This is a genomic window from Salmonella sp. 32031103-2018-00083-FB-01-SM-01 (assembly GCF_017571995.1).
GTDB classification, from domain to species: domain Bacteria; phylum Pseudomonadota; class Gammaproteobacteria; order Enterobacterales; family Enterobacteriaceae; genus Salmonella; species Salmonella enterica.
In genome coordinates this window covers 1-15,939 of sequence record NZ_JAGEQL010000010.1, presented here as the reverse complement: position 1 = coordinate 15,939, position 15,939 = coordinate 1, and the positions used below count along the sequence as shown (strand labels likewise).

Here is a 15,939-nt window from a genome sequence, read left to right as displayed (position 1 = left end):
GGTTATTCTTTGGATAACTACCGGTTGATCCAAGCTTTCCACCAGATTTATCCACAATGGATCGCACGATCTTTACACTTATTTGAGTAAATTAATCCAGGATCCGAGCCAAATCTCCGCTGGATCTTCCGGAATCTCATGTTCAAGGATGTTGATCTTCAGTGTTTCCCCAACCTGTTTTGCGCCAGCGTCTTTCAGTTCCGCTTCTATTTTCTCAATCGCGCCGCAAAACGTGTCGTATTCTCGACTACCAATGCCAATTGCGCCGAAACGTACCGCGGAAAGATCGGGTTTCTGCGTCTGAAGGTCTTCATAGAAAGGGGTCAGGTTGTCCGGAATGTCTCCGGCACCGTGCGTTGAGCTGATTATCAGCCAGATCCCGGAAGTTGACAGATCCTCTAATAACGGACCGTGCACCGTTTCGGTTGAAAAACCGGCAGCTTCCAGCTTTTCCGCCAGATGTTCCGCGACGTATTCGGCGCCGCCCAGGGTGCTGCCGCTGATAAGAGTAATGTCTGCCATTGATCGCTCGCTCAGGTAAAGAGGCTGCATTGTACTCTGTGAACGAGCTGGGATCTACCTGTGGAAAAATGTGGGATTAAAAAAGCCGATCATGGCTTGATGGTGCGCATGATCGGGTTCTGCAAGACGATCAGTGTCTCAGTGGACTGAATTTCATCAATTGTTTGGATCTTGTTGATAAGTACGTGCTGAAGCGCGTCGATTGATTTGCACATCACTTTTATAAAGATGCTGTAGTGACCGGTGGTGTAATACGCTTCCGTCACCTCATCCAGGCTTTCCAGCCGGGCCAGTGCGGAGGGATAGTCTTTGGCGCTTTTGAGGATGATGCCAATAAAGCAGCCCACATCGTAGCCCAGTTGTTTAGGGCTGACGTCAATCCGTGCGCCCGTAATGATCCCGGCCTGCTTCATTTTCTCGACGCGAACGTGAATGGTTCCAGGGCTAACGCCAAATTGTTTGGCCAGTTCGGCGTAGGCGGTGCGGGCATTTTCCATTAAGGCGTCAAGTATGCCGCGGTCCAGATTGTCGATCTGATAATTTTCCATCGCTTTTTCTTATGCAGATTAATGATTATCTCTATTTTAGCCATTATTTTTAACGAATCAAAACCGAAGTTAGCTTTTTATCTGTTGATTATTGAATAGTGCTCTCGTTTTGTTGCTTAATCATAGGCAACAGGACGCAGGAGTAAAAAAATGAAAACCGCTTACATTGCCAAACAACGTCAAATTAGCTTCGTGAAATCACATTTCTCTCGCCAGCTGGAGGAGCGTCTGGGTCTGATTGAGGTCCAGGCGCCGATCCTGAGTCGCGTAGGGGATGGTACGCAGGATAATTTGTCCGGCTGTGAAAAAGCGGTGCAGGTAAAAGTGAAAGCGTTGCCTGACGCCCAGTTCGAAGTGGTGCATTCACTGGCGAAATGGAAACGTCAAACCCTGGGGCAACATGACTTCAGCGCGGGCGAAGGGCTGTACACGCACATGAAAGCCCTTCGCCCCGATGAAGACCGACTCTCTCCGCTCCACTCGGTCTATGTGGATCAGTGGGACTGGGAGCGTGTCATGGGCGATGGCGAGCGCCAATTTTCCACCCTGAAAAGCACAGTAGAGGCTATATGGGCAGGTATTAAGGCGACGGAAGCGGAAGTGCATAAACAGTTTGGTCTGGCGCCGTTCCTGCCAGAGCAAATTCAGTTTGTTCACAGCCAGGAGCTGTTGTCTCGCTATCCGGATCTGGATGCGAAAGGGCGCGAACGCGCGATCGCCAAAGAACTTGGCGCCGTTTTCCTGGTGGGGATCGGCGGTAAACTGAGCGATGGCCACCGCCATGATGTACGCGCGCCGGATTATGATGACTGGAGCTCCGCATCTGAGCTGGGCTACGCCGGTCTGAACGGCGATATCCTGGTGTGGAACCCGGTGCTGGAAGATGCGTTTGAGCTTTCCTCTATGGGTATCCGCGTAGATGCCGATACGCTGATGCGCCAGCTGGCGTTGACCGGTGATGAAGATCGTCTGCAACTGGAGTGGCATCAGGCGCTGCTGCGCGGCGAAATGCCGCAGACCATCGGCGGCGGGATTGGGCAGTCGCGTCTGACGATGTTGCTGCTGCAATTGCCGCATATTGGTCAGGTGCAGTGCGGCGTATGGCCCGCGCAGGTTCGCGAAAGCATTCCTGCTATTTTATAAGCCGTTAGCGCCGCCAGCGTCTCAGCAGTCGGCTTCTCATCCCGGTGTCAAAGCGCCAGATATGATCGAAAATGCGCATGATGCCGGGTTTGCCGTGCGCCGACATCGCCACCGCGTGGAATCGATGCTGGTGAAGACGCTGCAACTCTCCTACTTTGCTCACCACGTCATCCGGCAAGCGCTGGGCGATAAAATCCGAAATGACCACCGCATCGGCATCAAACCATTCCCGTCCCTGCATTCTTTCAATAATGGCGCGAAAACAGCTGGCGATATCTGTGCCGCCGCGAAAACGTTGACTTAAAAAGCGGATGGCCTGCTCGATACCTTCCGGGCCGGAGAGTTCATAACGCACAACGTCAGTGGAAAACAGCATAATAAAGCAGCGGCGGTTATCCGCCAGCGCAACGCGCATCAACGCCAGGCAGAACGCTTTTGCGCACTGCTCGTTAAATCCCCCCATCGAGCCTGAAGTATCGACGCAGACAATAAACGGTCCGCGCGGCTGCTCGTCGACATCCTGGTGTAATACCGGCCGTTCGGTCACTTTCTCACGCCACGCTTCGCCATGCAGGCGATAGGTGAGGAGCTGTTTTTCCACTAACCGGCGGTAAAATTCATATTCCAGCTCGGTGATGCCGAGCGTCGCCAGCTCTGGCGGCAACAGGCGCAGAATATCATCGCCTTGCTGAATACCGTCAACCTGCTCCGGCACCGTAGCGGGTTCGCGTACCAGTGTACGAAAGGTTTCCATCGGCGCGTCTTTTTTCGGTACCGATTTGGCTTCCCGCGAACGTCCCAGTTGTTCCGCCAGTTGCATTAGCTCCGGCTGGGCGGCGAGAAATTCGCCGTATTTTACGATCAGTTGATAATCACCACGTTTAAGCTGGCCCGCGCTCATATCCCACAGGCGGCCTGCGGCATTATCATTTTCCGCCAGCGTCGGTTCCAGTTGCCCGCTCAGCGTCATCCGTTCCTGGACGTCACTCAGCAACTGCTCGCGCTCTTCTTCCAGTAGTTGTTGGTTTAACGTGGTGGCCTGCACGACCAGACTTAACCGCCAGCGTTGCAAAAAAAGCGTGTGTAGCGCAGGGGTAAAGGTACTGTTGCTCTCCGTCAACTGCTTCGCCTGCGCGGCATACGGTGAATGCAGGCGGTGAAGCAACGCCAGTATTTGCGGCAGTTGCACGATGAACTGTGGGGTAGAGAGAAGTTGGCTTTGCTGATAACACATGACCTCTTCCATGAGTTCCGGCGGAACGCGTGCGTCTTTAAGACGGCTGCGTAGCGCTTCCCGCCAGCGCGGGAGATCGGCGGTCACGGCGTTTTTTAAACGCGGAAACTTTTCAAAGAAAATGACCAGCTGTGGGGAAGCCAGTAGCGCAAGGATCATCTCTTCGACCATTCCCTCTTCGCTGACGGCCAGCATGGTATTTAGCGTATCCAGCGTCAGCATTGTTGCGCCTGACGGATCTGTTCTCCTACATCCTGCAGGCTGGCCTCAATGCGCCCTAACCAGTCGCTGTGAATAAACAGGCAATGTTGCTGCTCGCTGAAGCGGGTATGTTGCTGGCGCCATTCGTTTTCTAACGTTTCCAGCTGCTGTTTGATCTCCGCAGGCATACTGTCTTCAGCCGCTCCCGGTAACGCCAGACGGGTACCTTGTAGACTGATGTCGCGCACCACCAGATGTTGAGCGTTATCGACTTCCATATTTAGCGTTTGGGCAAAGCCGATCCCGTTCAGTTTGCCGCGGATCTCGCCGCCTTTGGTCAGCCAAAGTTCCAGCGCGCTGCGGTCAAAGGTAATATGGATCACTTCCATATCATGCAGTTTTAGCGGTTTTTGTAGCAATAACGTCAACGTTGACGCGCTGGCTTCCGGCGGTAAAGTGTAATGCGGGCGGCGGCTGAACATACCGCCTTCTTTAATGACGGTGAAAGCGGTTTTATCGCTTTGCTGTTGCTGCAACTGGAGGCGACGCTGGACGATACCGCCGAGGCGAGTCAGCATGGCCTGCTGCTGCCAGGCGTGTCCGGTCATCAATATTTCCAGTTGCTGTTGCATGAGATTCAGACTCTGCGCGTCATACCACAAGCAATCTTTTAGCAGGATAAGGTCAATCGGCGCAACCGCGTCGCGTCCGCTAAAGAAGGCGCTGGCCTGTAACAGGCGGATGGCTTTCTTCCAGCGACGGTCGGAGACATAAGGCGCATTCGGCAAATTATCCAGCTGTTGGCGCAGAGTAAATATCAGCTCAAAGACCGGATCAGGGAGTGAAATCGCGCCGATATCTTTTTGCCACTGTTGATATTCTTCGTCGCTAACCTGTAACGAGGCGGGGACCGGGTTATCGCTCTCATCCTGCTGACTAACCAGCATGGAGCGGAAATTGGCTTTATCCTGAACTTTATCCAGCCACAGGCGAATCAACATTCGGTCGTACAAGGCTTCCAGGCTGCTGTCCGCTTCGGGCAGTTCGTTAGAGGCCGCCACCAGCAGCCGCATCGGAATTTTTTCCTCAAAAGCGCCGTTGCGGAAATGGCGTTCGTTAATGGCGGTCAGCAATGTGTTCAGGATAGCGGGCCCGGCTTTCCAGATTTCATCCAGAAAAACGATTTCGGCTTCGGGAAGGTAGCCGGTCGTTAAGCGTTCATAGCGACCTTCATCTTTCAGCGCCTGAATAGAGAGCGGGCCAAACACCTCTTCCGGCGTGGAAAAGCGTGTCATCAGATATTCAAAAGCGCGGGCGCGCTGGAAAGCAAACTTCAGGCGGCGGGCAATCAGACTCTTGGCGATACCGGGCGGGCCCAACAAAAAGACGCTTTCACCGCTTAACGCCGCCAGTAGGCACAGGCGTATGGCGTGACTACGTTCATACAGCCCCTTCTCAAGGGCGCTGCTCAGACGGGAAATTCTTTCCGCTAATAAATGTGGGTGAGCCATAATAAAGAGGCGTCCTTTCGACAAATGGATCATGCTAATTGCGAGTATAGACGTTTCACCACCGGGGCTATAATCGTCTGATGCGCTGTTTATTTTTCTTTGAGCCAGGTTAATCTGGCTTCATTTAGGGGTACGATTTTATGATTAATCGTGCATACTGTGCGCTTTTTTGTGGGCCAAGGGACTAAGCACACATTTCATATCTATACACTCATTCATTCAAACTACATCAAGGCGGCAAAGGAGTGAATCCCCTGGCACTGACTTAAACGTGTGACTGGGGTAAGCGAATGCAGCCGACAAGGAGGTAGCGTGAAGGGTGACGTGTATAAACGAAAGATGAGTCTATGAGCACTGATAATAAGCAATCGTTGCCTGCGATTACCCTCGCAGCTATTGGGGTTGTCTACGGTGATATTGGTACCAGCCCGCTTTATACGCTTCGTGAATGTTTGTCCGGTCAGTTTGGTTTTGGCGTTGAACGAGATGCCGTGTTTGGTTTTCTGTCGCTGATCTTCTGGCTACTCATCTTTGTGGTTTCCATCAAATATCTCACCTTCGTGATGCGCGCCGATAACGCGGGTGAAGGTGGAATTTTGACGCTGATGTCGCTTGCCGGGCGTAATACCTCGGCGCGCACTACATCCATGTTAGTTATCATGGGACTGATAGGCGGCAGCTTTTTCTATGGCGAAGTGGTCATTACGCCGGCGATTTCGGTGATGTCGGCGATTGAAGGCCTGGAGATTGTCGCGCCGCAGCTGGATACCTGGATTGTCCCGCTCTCCATTATTGTGCTGACTCTGTTGTTTATGATTCAGAAGCACGGTACGGGAATGGTAGGGAAACTCTTTGCGCCGATTATGCTGACCTGGTTTTTAATCCTGGCGGTACTTGGCCTGCGCAGTATTATCGCCAATCCCGAAGTGTTACATGCGCTGAATCCTGTCTGGGCGGTACGTTTTTTCCTTGAATATAAAACCGTATCATTTATTGCGTTGGGCGCGGTGGTGCTGTCGATTACCGGCGTAGAGGCGTTGTACGCCGATATGGGACACTTCGGTAAGTTCCCGATTCGCCTGGCGTGGTTTACCGTGGTACTGCCGTCGTTAGTACTGAACTACTTTGGTCAGGGCGCATTGCTACTAAAGCATCCGGAAGCGATTAAAAATCCCTTCTTCCTGTTGGCGCCGGACTGGGCGTTAATTCCGCTGCTGATTCTGGCCGCGCTGGCGACGGTGATCGCCTCCCAGGCGGTCATTTCCGGCGTCTTTTCGCTGACGCGTCAGGCCGTGCGTCTTGGCTATTTGTCGCCAATGCGCATTATCCATACCTCCGAGATGGAGTCCGGTCAGATCTATATCCCTTTCGTTAACTGGCTGCTTTATTTCGCGGTCGTGGTTGTTATTGTTAGCTTTGAGCACTCCAGCAACCTGGCGGCGGCCTATGGTATCGCCGTGACCGGCACGATGGTGCTGACGTCTATTCTTTCTACGACCGTGGCGCGTAAGAACTGGCACTGGAACAAATATTTTGTCGCGCTGATCCTCATCGCGTTCCTGTGCGTGGATATCCCGCTGTTCTCGGCTAACCTCGACAAATTGTTGTCCGGTGGTTGGCTGCCGCTGAGCCTGGGCCTGATCATGTTCACGATCATGACCACCTGGAAGAGCGAGCGTTTCCGCCTGTTGCGTCGTATGCATGAACACGGTAATTCGCTGGAAGCGATGATTGCTTCACTGGAGAAGTCACCGCCGGTTCGGGTACCAGGTACTGCCGTATACATGTCGCGCGCGCTCAGTGTGATCCCTTTTGCTTTATTGCATAACCTGAAGCACAACAAAGTGTTGCATGAGCGCGTAATCTTACTGACGTTGCGTACGGAAGATGCGCCTTATGTGCATAACGTTCGCCGGGTGCAGATTGAGCAGTTGTCTCCGACATTCTGGCGCGTGGTGGCCAGCTACGGCTGGCGCGAAACGCCAAACGTTGAAGAGGTGTTCCACCGCTGCGGTCTGGAAGGGCTTAGCTGTCGGATGATGGAAACGTCGTTCTTTATGTCGCACGAGTCGTTGATTGTCGGCAAACGCCCGTGGTATTTGCGTCTGCGCGGCAAGCTGTATTTGTTGCTGCAACGTAACGCTCTGCGCGCGCCGGATCAGTTCGAGATCCCGCCTAACCGCGTGATTGAGTTAGGAACGCAGGTCGAGATTTAACCTCCCGTCACCATGCCGGGGGCCGCGTTGGCTTACCCGGCCTGGCCAATCCGTAGATTCCCACAAGATAATCGCCATCGGGCGATTATCTTCACCTGATTTCCGCTAGCGAAACGTTTCGACGGCGATCACAATTCTGTTACGTCATGATGGTTTTATGAACACATCCAGGGTTACACTGCGGCCAGCGAAACGTTTCGCTAGTGGAGCAGAAAAATGAAGAAAGGCACCGTACTCAACTCTGAAATCTCGTCGGTCATTTCCCGTCTGGGGCATACTGATACTCTGGTGGTCTGTGATGCGGGTTTACCTATCCCGAATAGCACCGCGCGTATCGATATGGCACTAACCCAGGGCGTACCTTCTTTTATGCAGGTGGTGGATGTTGTGACCCGGGAAATGCAGGTTGAGGCGGCGATTCTTGCAACGGAAATCAAACAACAGAATCCGCAGCTCCACGAAACGTTGCTCACTCACCTTGAGCAACTGCAGCAACACCAGGGAAACACCATAAAAATTAGTTATACGACACACGAACAATTCAAAAAATTGACTGCAGACAGTCAGGCGGTGATTCGCAGCGGGGAGTGTTCCCCGTATGCGAACGTCATTCTTTGCGCTGGCGTCACTTTCTGAGGCCGCTATGGACGCATTACTGCAACTCAAAGGGATCGATAAAGCGTTCCCCGGCGTGAAGGCTCTCTCCGGCGCCGCGTTAAACGTTTATCCTGGCCGCGTTATGGCGCTGGTGGGGGAAAACGGCGCCGGAAAATCCACCATGATGAAAGTATTAACCGGCATCTATACGCGAGATGCGGGATCGTTGTTATGGCTGGGTAAAGAGACCACCTTTAACGGGCCTAAATCGTCTCAGGAAGCCGGGATCGGCATTATTCATCAGGAACTGAACCTGATCCCGCAGTTGACCATTGCGGAAAATATCTTCCTGGGCCGTGAATTTGTGAATCGCTTTGGCAAAATCGACTGGAAAAAGATGTATGCCGAAGCCGACCAGCTCTTAGCCAAACTCAATCTGCGCTTTAAGAGCGATAAGCTGGTGGGCGAACTCTCTATCGGCGATCAGCAAATGGTGGAAATCGCCAAAGTGCTGAGCTTCGAATCCAAAGTCATCATTATGGATGAACCGACCGATGCGCTGACCGACACTGAAACCGACTCTCTGTTCCGCGTTATCCGCGAATTAAAATCGCAGGGGCGCGGCATTGTCTATATCTCTCACCGTATGAAAGAGATTTTCGAAATTTGCGATGACGTGACGGTCTTCCGCGATGGGCAATTTATCGCCGAGCGTGAAGTGGCCACGTTGACCGAAGATTCTCTTATCGAAATGATGGTGGGACGTAAGCTGGAAGATCAGTACCCGCATCTGGATAACGCGCCGGGTGAGATTCGCCTCAAGGTCGATAATCTGTGCGGACCGGGCGTGAATGATGTCTCTTTTGTGCTGCGAAAAGGCGAGATTCTTGGCATTTCCGGCCTGATGGGCGCCGGTCGCACCGAGCTGATGAAAGTATTGTACGGCGCGATGCCGCGAACCAGCGGTTACGTGACGCTTGATGGACACGAAGTGGTGACGCGTTCTCCGCAGGACGGGCTGGCCAATGGCATCGTTTATATCTCTGAAGACCGTAAGCGCGATGGACTGGTGCTCGGCATGTCAGTTAAAGAGAATATGTCGCTGACGGCGCTGGACTATTTCAGCCGCGCTGGCGGAAGCCTGAAACACAAAGATGAGCAACAGGCGGTGGGGGATTTTATCCGTCTGTTCAACGTCAAGACACCGTCAATGGAACAGGCGATAGGCCTGCTTTCTGGCGGTAATCAGCAAAAAGTGGCGATTGCCCGCGGGTTGATGACGCGCCCGAAAGTGCTCATTCTCGACGAGCCGACCCGCGGCGTGGACGTCGGCGCCAAGAAAGAGATTTACCAGCTTATCAACCAGTTTAAGGCCGACGGCCTGAGCATCATTCTGGTCTCATCTGAGATGCCAGAAGTATTAGGCATGAGCGATCGCATCATCGTCATGCATGAAGGGCATCTCAGCGGTGAATTTACTCGCGAGCAGGCCACCCAGGAAGTGTTAATGGCTGCCGCAGTGGGCAAGCTTAATCGCGTGAATCAGGAGTAAAAAAGATGACAACCCAGGCTGTTTCTGGTCGCCGTTATTTCACTAAAGCGTGGCTTCTTGAGCAGAAGTCGCTCATTGCCCTGCTGGTGTTGATCGCGATTGTTTCGACGTTGAGCCCCAACTTTTTTACCGTTAATAATCTGTTCAATATTCTTCAACAGACCTCCGTCAACGCCATTATGGCGGTAGGGATGACGTTGGTGATTCTGACATCGGGGATCGATCTGTCCGTCGGTTCCCTGCTGGCGCTCACCGGCGCGGTTGCCGCTTCAATCGTCGGCGTTGAAGTGAATGCGCTGGTCGCGGTTGCCGCCGCGCTGGCACTGGGCGCTGCGATTGGCGCCGTTACTGGCGTTATCGTCGCGAAAGGCCGCGTACAGGCGTTTATCGCTACGCTGGTGATGATGCTGCTACTGCGCGGCGTGACGATGGTTTACACCGACGGTAGCCCGGTCAACACCGGCTTTACCGATAACGCCGATCTGTTTGGCTGGTTCGGTATCGGCCGTCCGCTGGGCGTTCCTACGCCGGTCTGGATCATGGCTATCGTCTTTATCGCCGCCTGGTATATGCTGCATCACACCCGTCTGGGACGCTATATCTACGCGCTGGGCGGTAACGAAGCGGCGACGCGTCTGTCTGGCATTAGCGTGAGCAAAGTGAAAATTATCGTCTATTCACTTTGCGGCCTGACAGCATCGCTGGCGGGCATCATTGAAGTGGCGCGCCTCTCTTCCGCGCAGCCGACGGCGGGTACCGGCTATGAGCTGGATGCTATTGCCGCCGTGGTGCTGGGCGGCACCAGCCTTGCTGGCGGTAAAGGACGCATTGTTGGGACATTGATCGGCGCATTGATTCTCGGCTTCCTTAATAATGGTTTGAATTTGTTAGGTGTTTCCTCCTATTACCAGATGATCGTCAAAGCGGTGGTGATTTTGCTGGCGGTACTGGTAGACAACAAAAAGCAGTAACAACGACTACAGGACATCTGAAATATGAACATGAAAAAACTGGCTACCCTGGTATCTGCTGTTGCGCTGAGCGCCACCGTGAGCGCGAATGCAATGGCGAAAGACACCATTGCGCTGGTGATCTCTACCCTCAATAACCCCTTCTTCGTGTCGTTAAAAGACGGGGCGCAAAAAGAGGCGGATAAACTGGGTTATAACCTGGTGGTGCTGGACTCCCAGAACAACCCTGCCAAAGAGCTGGCGAACGTGCAGGATTTAACCGTTCGCGGGACCAAAATTCTGCTGATCAACCCGACTGACTCCGATGCGGTGGGTAACGCGGTGAAGATGGCGAACCAGGCGAAGATTCCGGTTATCACGCTTGACCGCCAGGCAACCAAAGGCGATGTCGTCAGCCATATCGCGTCTGATAACGTGCTGGGCGGTAAGATCGCTGGCGACTATATCGCGAAAAAAGCTGGCGAAGGCGCTAAAGTGATTGAGTTGCAAGGCATTGCCGGAACATCTGCGGCGCGTGAGCGTGGCGAAGGTTTCCAGCAGGCGGTAGCCGCTCACAAATTTAATGTCCTGGCCAGCCAGCCTGCCGATTTCGACCGTACTAAGGGTCTGAACGTCATGCAGAACCTGCTGACCGCGCATCCGGATGTTCAGGCTGTCTTCGCCCAGAACGATGAAATGGCGCTGGGCGCACTGCGCGCGCTGCAAACTGCCGGTAAAGCAGATGTGATGGTGGTTGGATTTGACGGTACGCCGGATGGCGAAAAGGCCGTAAAAGATGGCAAACTGGCAGCGACTATCGCTCAGTTACCGGATCAAATCGGCGCCAAAGGCGTTGAGGTGGCGGATAAGGTGCTGAAAGGCGAAAAAGTTCAGGCCAAATATCCGGTTGACCTGAAACTGGTCATCAAGCAGTAATAAACGACACGGGTCAACTATGGCCTGATGGCGACAGAAATACGCGAGCCTCCGCTGAGGTGAACGTAAAAAAAGAAAAGCAGGGCACGCGCCACCCTAACCGGTGGCGCACTTTGACGTGGAACCCCGAATATGAAAACCGCAGGTAATCTCATCGTCCTTGGCAGCATTAATGCCGATCATATCCTTAATCTTGAGTCCTTCCCTACCCCGGGTGAAACGGTAACCGGTAGCCATTATCAGGTCGCGTTTGGCGGGAAAGGCGCGAATCAGGCGGTTGCTGCGGGACGTAGCGGGGCAAATATTGCGTTTATCGCCTGCACGGGCGATGACGATATTGGCGACAGTATTCGTAAACAATTAGTCAGCGATCGTATTGATATCGCGCCAGTTAGCGTCATTAAAGGCGAGTCTACCGGGGTGGCGCTGATTTTCGTTAATGGCGAAGGCGAGAACGTCATCGGTATTCATGCCGGAGCGAATGCCGCGTTATCGCCGGCGTTGGTTGATGCGCAACGTGAACGTATCGCGCAGGCGGATGCGTTACTGATGCAGCTGGAATCGCCGCTGGACAGCGTACTGGCGGCGGCGAAAATCGCCCATCAACATCATACTACTGTTGCGCTTAACCCGGCGCCTGCCCGTGAGCTACCGGATGAACTGCTGGCGCTGGTGGACATCATCACGCCAAATGAAACGGAAGCTGAAAAGCTGACGGGCGTGCGTGTGGAAAATGACGACGATGCCGCGAAAGCTGCGCAGGTTTTGCATGATAAAGGCATTCGAACCGTATTAATTACCTTAGGAAGCCGTGGCGTCTGGGCCAGCGTAAACGGCGAGGGCCGCCGCGTTCCTGGATTTAGCGTTGAGGCTGTCGATACCATTGCCGCCGGAGATACGTTTAACGGCGCCTTTATCACCGCGATACTGGAGGAGACGCCGTTGCCGGAAGCGATTCGCTTTGCCCATGCCGCCGCCGCGATTGCCGTAACGCGTAAAGGCGCTCAACCTTCCGTTCCGTGGCGCGAAGAGATAGAAGCGTTTTTACATCAGCAGGGGTAACGCTTGGCTACTATGAAAGATGTTGCCCGCCTGGCGGGAGTCTCTACATCGACGGTCTCTCACGTTATTAACAAAGATCGCTTTGTGAGTGAGACGATAACCGAAAAAGTTGAAGCGGCGATTAAATCACTTAACTATGCGCCTTCCGCGCTGGCGCGAAGCCTCAAGTTAAACCAGACCCGCACGATTGGTATGCTAATTACCGCCAGTACCAACCCTTTTTATTCCGAACTGGTGCGCGGCGTTGAGCGAAGCTGTTTTGAGCGCGGTTATAGTCTGGTGCTGTGCAATACCGAAGGCGACGAGCAACGGATGAACCGTAACCTGGAGACGCTGATGCAAAAACGGGTAGACGGTTTACTGCTGCTGTGTACCGAAACGCATCAGCCTTCTCGTGAAATCATGGAGCGTTATCCGTCTATTCCTACCGTCATGATGGACTGGTCGCCGTTTGATGGTGAGGGCGATAGCGATCTCATTCAGGATAATTCGTTGTTAGGCGGCGATCTTGCGACCCAACACCTTATCGATAAAGGATTTACCCGAATAGCCTGTATTACAGGCCCGCTGGACAAAACGCCAGCGCGTTTGCGGCTGGAAGGGTATCGGGCGGCGATGAAACGCGCAGGGCTGGCTATTCCGCAAGGCTATGAGATCACCGGCGATTTTGAATTTGGCGGCGGCTTTGACGCCATGCAGGCGTTACTCGCCCATCAACAGCGACCGCAAGCGGTTTTTACCGGAAACGATGCGATGGCTGTCGGCGCCTATCAGGCGCTATATCAGGCGGGGCTTCGTATTCCGCAGGATATGGCGGTCATTGGCTATGATGATATTGAGCTGGCGCGCTATATGACGCCGCCGCTGACGACTATCCATCAGCCGAAAGATGAATTGGGCGAGCTGGCTATTGATGTGTTGATTCATCGGATGGCGCAGCCCGCCTTGCAACAACAGCGACTTCAGCTTACTCCGGTTTTGACGGTGCGTGGGTCGGTTTAGATTTATGCCGTTCTTTAATCAGATTGTTGCCGTCTTTGGCTCTTAGCAGCATAAACATCAGCGCGGACACGATAGTGATCGCCCCCATCGTGATAAAGGTATAGTGGAACTGTTCTACGGTACTGGTGCCCGCAAAACCTTCATAAATACGTAACACCGCCGCGCTGATCGCCACGCCTAAACTGATAGACAATTGCTGCGTAACCGCCAGAACGCTGTTGCCGCTGCTGGCGTTATCGTCTGTCAGATCCGCAAGAGTAATCGTATTCATTGCCGTAAATTGAGTGGACATCGCCATTCCAAGAATGAATAGCGGCAGCACGAGCATCCAGATCGGCATGGCGGGAGATTGAAACGAAAACTGGGCAATCATCAGACCGATAAATACCGTAATGCCGACCAGAGTCTTCCGGTATCCCAAACGTCGCAAAACCTGCGTTACGGTCGATTTCGCGATAATAGAACCCAAAGCCGTCGGCGCCATCATGCAGCCGGCGATCAGAGCCGGGTAGCCAAAACCAACCTGTAGCATTAACGGCATCAAAAAAGGTACGCAGCCTGTCCCCAGACGCGTGGCGAGGTTGCCGGCAATACCGACGGAAAATGTGCGTGTCTTAAACAGCGATAGTGATATTAACGGTGTCGGATGACGGCGGGCGTGGCGGATATAAGCCAATAGTAGAACGATACTGCAAAAAATAATGGCGGATGCGATCCATGTCGCCACAATCTTTTCGCCAAACAGTTCCATTCCGCTGGAAAATAAAACCAGACTTAACCCAAAAAGAAAGAAGCCAGTCATGTCAAACTTGCGACGCGGCGTGGTGAAGTTGGGCATATATTTGCGGGCATACAGAATGCCTGCAACCCCAATGGGAATATTAATCAGGAAGATCCAGTGCCAGCTTGCCCAGGTCACCAGTACGCCGCCTAATACCGGCCCCAGAATCGGACCTACCAGCCCCGGCATAGTGACAAAGTTAAGAACGGGCAGCAGCTCACTACGCGGATAGGCTCGCAATAACGCCAGTCGCGCCACTGGCATCATCATCGCTCCGCCGACGCCTTGTACGACGCGAAAAATAACCAATTCAGATAGTGAACTGGAGAGCGCGCAGGCCAGCGAGCCTAACGTAAACAGACTTACGGCAACCATAAAGACGCGACGCGTACCGAAGCGGTCAGCCAGCCAGCCGCTTACCGGAATTAACATAGCTACTGTTAGGGTATAACTGATAATAGCGGACTGCATGGCGAGTGGTGAACGGTTAAGACTATGCGCAATAGCCGGTAAAGCGGTATTCAAAATGGTGGCGTCTAGCGCCTGCATAAAGAAGGCCATCGCCGCGATCCACGGCAGGCCAGCCATACTGCGCGCTTTTTTGCTGGTCATTCAATATCCTGTTAATTATCTGGTCTTTCATTGGGCGCTATTAACAACGCCTGGCAGGCCTGGAAAGCGCGTTCGCCGTCGCCATCAGCGATGGCATCAACAATGGCCTGGTGCAAATCCAGCTTTACCACCTCGTTATAGGTGATTGAGGCAAAGTAAGTGTGATAAACCGAATGAAATAGCGTCGCAAAAGAGATTAGAAAGGGATTGGCGCTCATTTCGTAGATATGCTCGTGCCATGCCATATCCACTTCAATCCATCGTTCACGCTTAAAATGCTTTTTCAGCGCGACCATCTCTTCCATTAAGGCATTAAGCCGCGCTTTCTGCTCCGGTGTGCCAAGAGTCGCCGCCAGCAGGCAGGCTTGCGGCTCCAGGCTAATACGCATCACCAGAAAATGATCTACCACCTGATGAAAATTTTCTTCCGTCATCCACCAGGTCAGCAGCTCTTGATCCAGAAAGTTCCAGTTTCCCTGCGGCATCACCCGCGTACCAATGCGCGGACGGGGTAGCACCATACCTTTAGCCGTCAACGTTTTCACCGCTTCGCGAACTGCCGTTCGACTTACGCCGTACTGCTCGCCCAGTTCTATTTCGCCGGGAAGAATCGTACCAGGGGCGTAGTCACCCTTTAATATCCGCTGCGCCAGCTTTTCAGCCAGAACATAGGATAGATTTTTCTGTGCGGCTAATTGTTGTGCGCTTAAAGGCATGAATGTTCTTCCTTTCTCTTTCGTTTGGTTATTAGTATGCCACCTGGAAGTGTGATTGCAGTTGCAATAACGGCAATTTGCTTATTTTATGGCACGTTAAGCACGCCATTGATGAAAAAAGAGACACTCAGAAAATTATTTTAAATTTCCTCTTGTCAGGCAGAAATAACTCCCTATAATGCGCCACCACTGACACGGAACAACGGCATACAGGCCGCCGGGTCAGCGAGGTTCAGACCAGAACCTCACGGAGAAAAGCGAAAATAAACGCTTGACTCTGAAGCGGGAAAGCGTAATATGCACACCCCGCGCCGCTGAGAAAAAGCGAAGCGGCACTGCTCTTTAACAATTTATCA

General features: G+C 53.0%; 14 protein-coding genes. 8 read left to right on the top strand and 6 right to left on the bottom strand.

Annotated elements, in window-relative coordinates; all coding sequences use genetic code 11:
• Nucleotides 1-78: 78 nt before the first annotated feature.
• Nucleotides 79-522, bottom strand: a complete 444-nt coding sequence (gene mioC / locus J4614_RS20815) for an FMN-binding protein MioC (RefSeq protein WP_001518982.1) — start codon at nucleotides 520-522, stop codon at nucleotides 79-81.
• A gap of 89 nt (nucleotides 523-611) precedes the next feature.
• Nucleotides 612-1,070, bottom strand: coding sequence for a transcriptional regulator AsnC (gene asnC / locus J4614_RS20810; RefSeq protein ID WP_000433016.1), 459 nt, complete (start codon nucleotides 1,068-1,070; stop codon nucleotides 612-614).
• A 150-nt stretch (nucleotides 1,071-1,220) separates the two neighbouring features.
• Between asnC and asnA the strand changes: the two genes are divergently transcribed.
• Complete coding sequence (gene asnA, locus J4614_RS20805) at nucleotides 1,221-2,213, top strand: aspartate--ammonia ligase (RefSeq protein ID WP_000845123.1); 993 nt, start codon at nucleotides 1,221-1,223, stop codon at nucleotides 2,211-2,213.
• A 4-nt stretch (nucleotides 2,214-2,217) separates the two neighbouring features.
• Here asnA and viaA read toward each other — a convergent pair whose 3' ends face one another.
• Nucleotides 2,218-3,669: an ATPase RavA stimulator ViaA gene (viaA, locus tag J4614_RS20800; protein ID WP_000956584.1), complete on the bottom strand. Its 1,452-nt coding sequence runs from the start codon at nucleotides 3,667-3,669 to the stop codon at nucleotides 2,218-2,220.
• Complete coding sequence (gene ravA, locus J4614_RS20795) at nucleotides 3,663-5,159, bottom strand: ATPase RavA (RefSeq protein WP_000940989.1); 1,497 nt, start codon at nucleotides 5,157-5,159, stop codon at nucleotides 3,663-3,665. The genes viaA and ravA overlap by 7 nt, the downstream gene beginning before the upstream one ends.
• A gap of 347 nt (nucleotides 5,160-5,506) precedes the next feature.
• Here ravA and kup point away from each other — a divergent pair, with 347 nt between their 5' ends.
• The 7 genes from kup (at nucleotide 5,507) to rbsR (ending at nucleotide 13,474) form a co-directional block, all read left to right on the top strand.
• Nucleotides 5,507-7,375: a low affinity potassium transporter Kup gene (gene kup / locus J4614_RS20790; protein ID WP_000102338.1), complete on the top strand. Its 1,869-nt coding sequence runs from the start codon at nucleotides 5,507-5,509 to the stop codon at nucleotides 7,373-7,375.
• 216 nt (nucleotides 7,376-7,591) lie between these two features.
• Complete coding sequence (rbsD, locus tag J4614_RS20785) at nucleotides 7,592-8,011, top strand: D-ribose pyranase (protein ID WP_000715944.1); 420 nt, start codon at nucleotides 7,592-7,594, stop codon at nucleotides 8,009-8,011.
• A 7-nt stretch (nucleotides 8,012-8,018) separates the two neighbouring features.
• On the top strand, nucleotides 8,019-9,524 hold the full coding sequence (gene rbsA, locus J4614_RS20780) for a ribose ABC transporter ATP-binding protein RbsA (RefSeq protein WP_000339366.1): 1,506 nt from the start codon (nucleotides 8,019-8,021) through the stop codon (nucleotides 9,522-9,524).
• A gap of 5 nt (nucleotides 9,525-9,529) precedes the next feature.
• Nucleotides 9,530-10,495, top strand: a complete 966-nt coding sequence (gene rbsC / locus J4614_RS20775; protein WP_000211345.1) for a ribose ABC transporter permease — start codon at nucleotides 9,530-9,532, stop codon at nucleotides 10,493-10,495.
• A gap of 24 nt (nucleotides 10,496-10,519) precedes the next feature.
• Nucleotides 10,520-11,410 (top strand): ribose ABC transporter substrate-binding protein RbsB, encoded by an 891-nt coding sequence (gene rbsB, locus J4614_RS20770; RefSeq protein WP_001056260.1) that lies wholly within the window; start codon nucleotides 10,520-10,522, stop codon nucleotides 11,408-11,410.
• A gap of 132 nt (nucleotides 11,411-11,542) precedes the next feature.
• Nucleotides 11,543-12,472 carry a ribokinase gene (rbsK, locus tag J4614_RS20765; RefSeq protein ID WP_000844724.1) on the top strand — a complete coding sequence of 310 codons (930 nt, stop codon included), beginning with the start codon at nucleotides 11,543-11,545 and terminating at the stop codon, nucleotides 12,470-12,472.
• Nucleotides 12,473-12,475: 3 nt separating this feature from the next.
• The gene (gene rbsR, locus J4614_RS20760; RefSeq protein WP_000224487.1) at nucleotides 12,476-13,474 is read left to right on the top strand and encodes a ribose operon transcriptional repressor RbsR; all 999 of its coding nucleotides are present in this window, start codon (nucleotides 12,476-12,478) and stop codon (nucleotides 13,472-13,474) included.
• On the opposite strand, the gene mdtD is transcribed toward rbsR, so the two are convergent.
• Nucleotides 13,440-14,867, bottom strand: a complete 1,428-nt coding sequence (gene mdtD, locus J4614_RS20755; RefSeq protein ID WP_000202071.1) for a multidrug transporter subunit MdtD — start codon at nucleotides 14,865-14,867, stop codon at nucleotides 13,440-13,442. The two genes, rbsR and mdtD, sit on opposite strands and share 35 nt — an antisense overlap.
• A gap of 11 nt (nucleotides 14,868-14,878) precedes the next feature.
• Nucleotides 14,879-15,583, bottom strand: coding sequence for a FadR/GntR family transcriptional regulator (locus J4614_RS20750; protein ID WP_001528246.1), 705 nt, complete (start codon nucleotides 15,581-15,583; stop codon nucleotides 14,879-14,881).
• Nucleotides 15,584-15,939 lie beyond the last annotated feature (356 nt).

Coding starts and splice junctions, on each gene's coding strand:
- mioC (WP_001518982.1), bottom strand. CDS start 522: ATGGCAGACATTACTCTTATCAGCGGCAGCACCCTGGGCGGCGCCGAA.
- asnC (WP_000433016.1), bottom strand. CDS start 1,070: ATGGAAAATTATCAGATCGACAATCTGGACCGCGGCATACTTGACGCC.
- asnA (WP_000845123.1), top strand. CDS start 1,221: ATGAAAACCGCTTACATTGCCAAACAACGTCAAATTAGCTTCGTGAAA.
- viaA (WP_000956584.1), bottom strand. CDS start 3,669: ATGCTGACGCTGGATACGCTAAATACCATGCTGGCCGTCAGCGAAGAG.
- ravA (WP_000940989.1), bottom strand. CDS start 5,159: ATGGCTCACCCACATTTATTAGCGGAAAGAATTTCCCGTCTGAGCAGC.
- kup (WP_000102338.1), top strand. CDS start 5,507: ATGAGCACTGATAATAAGCAATCGTTGCCTGCGATTACCCTCGCAGCT.
- rbsD (WP_000715944.1), top strand. CDS start 7,592: ATGAAGAAAGGCACCGTACTCAACTCTGAAATCTCGTCGGTCATTTCC.
- rbsA (WP_000339366.1), top strand. CDS start 8,019: ATGGACGCATTACTGCAACTCAAAGGGATCGATAAAGCGTTCCCCGGC.
- rbsC (WP_000211345.1), top strand. CDS start 9,530: ATGACAACCCAGGCTGTTTCTGGTCGCCGTTATTTCACTAAAGCGTGG.
- rbsB (WP_001056260.1), top strand. CDS start 10,520: ATGAACATGAAAAAACTGGCTACCCTGGTATCTGCTGTTGCGCTGAGC.
- rbsK (WP_000844724.1), top strand. CDS start 11,543: ATGAAAACCGCAGGTAATCTCATCGTCCTTGGCAGCATTAATGCCGAT.
- mdtD (WP_000202071.1), bottom strand. CDS start 14,867: ATGACCAGCAAAAAAGCGCGCAGTATGGCTGGCCTGCCGTGGATCGCG.
- J4614_RS20750 (WP_001528246.1), bottom strand. CDS start 15,583: ATGCCTTTAAGCGCACAACAATTAGCCGCACAGAAAAATCTATCCTAT.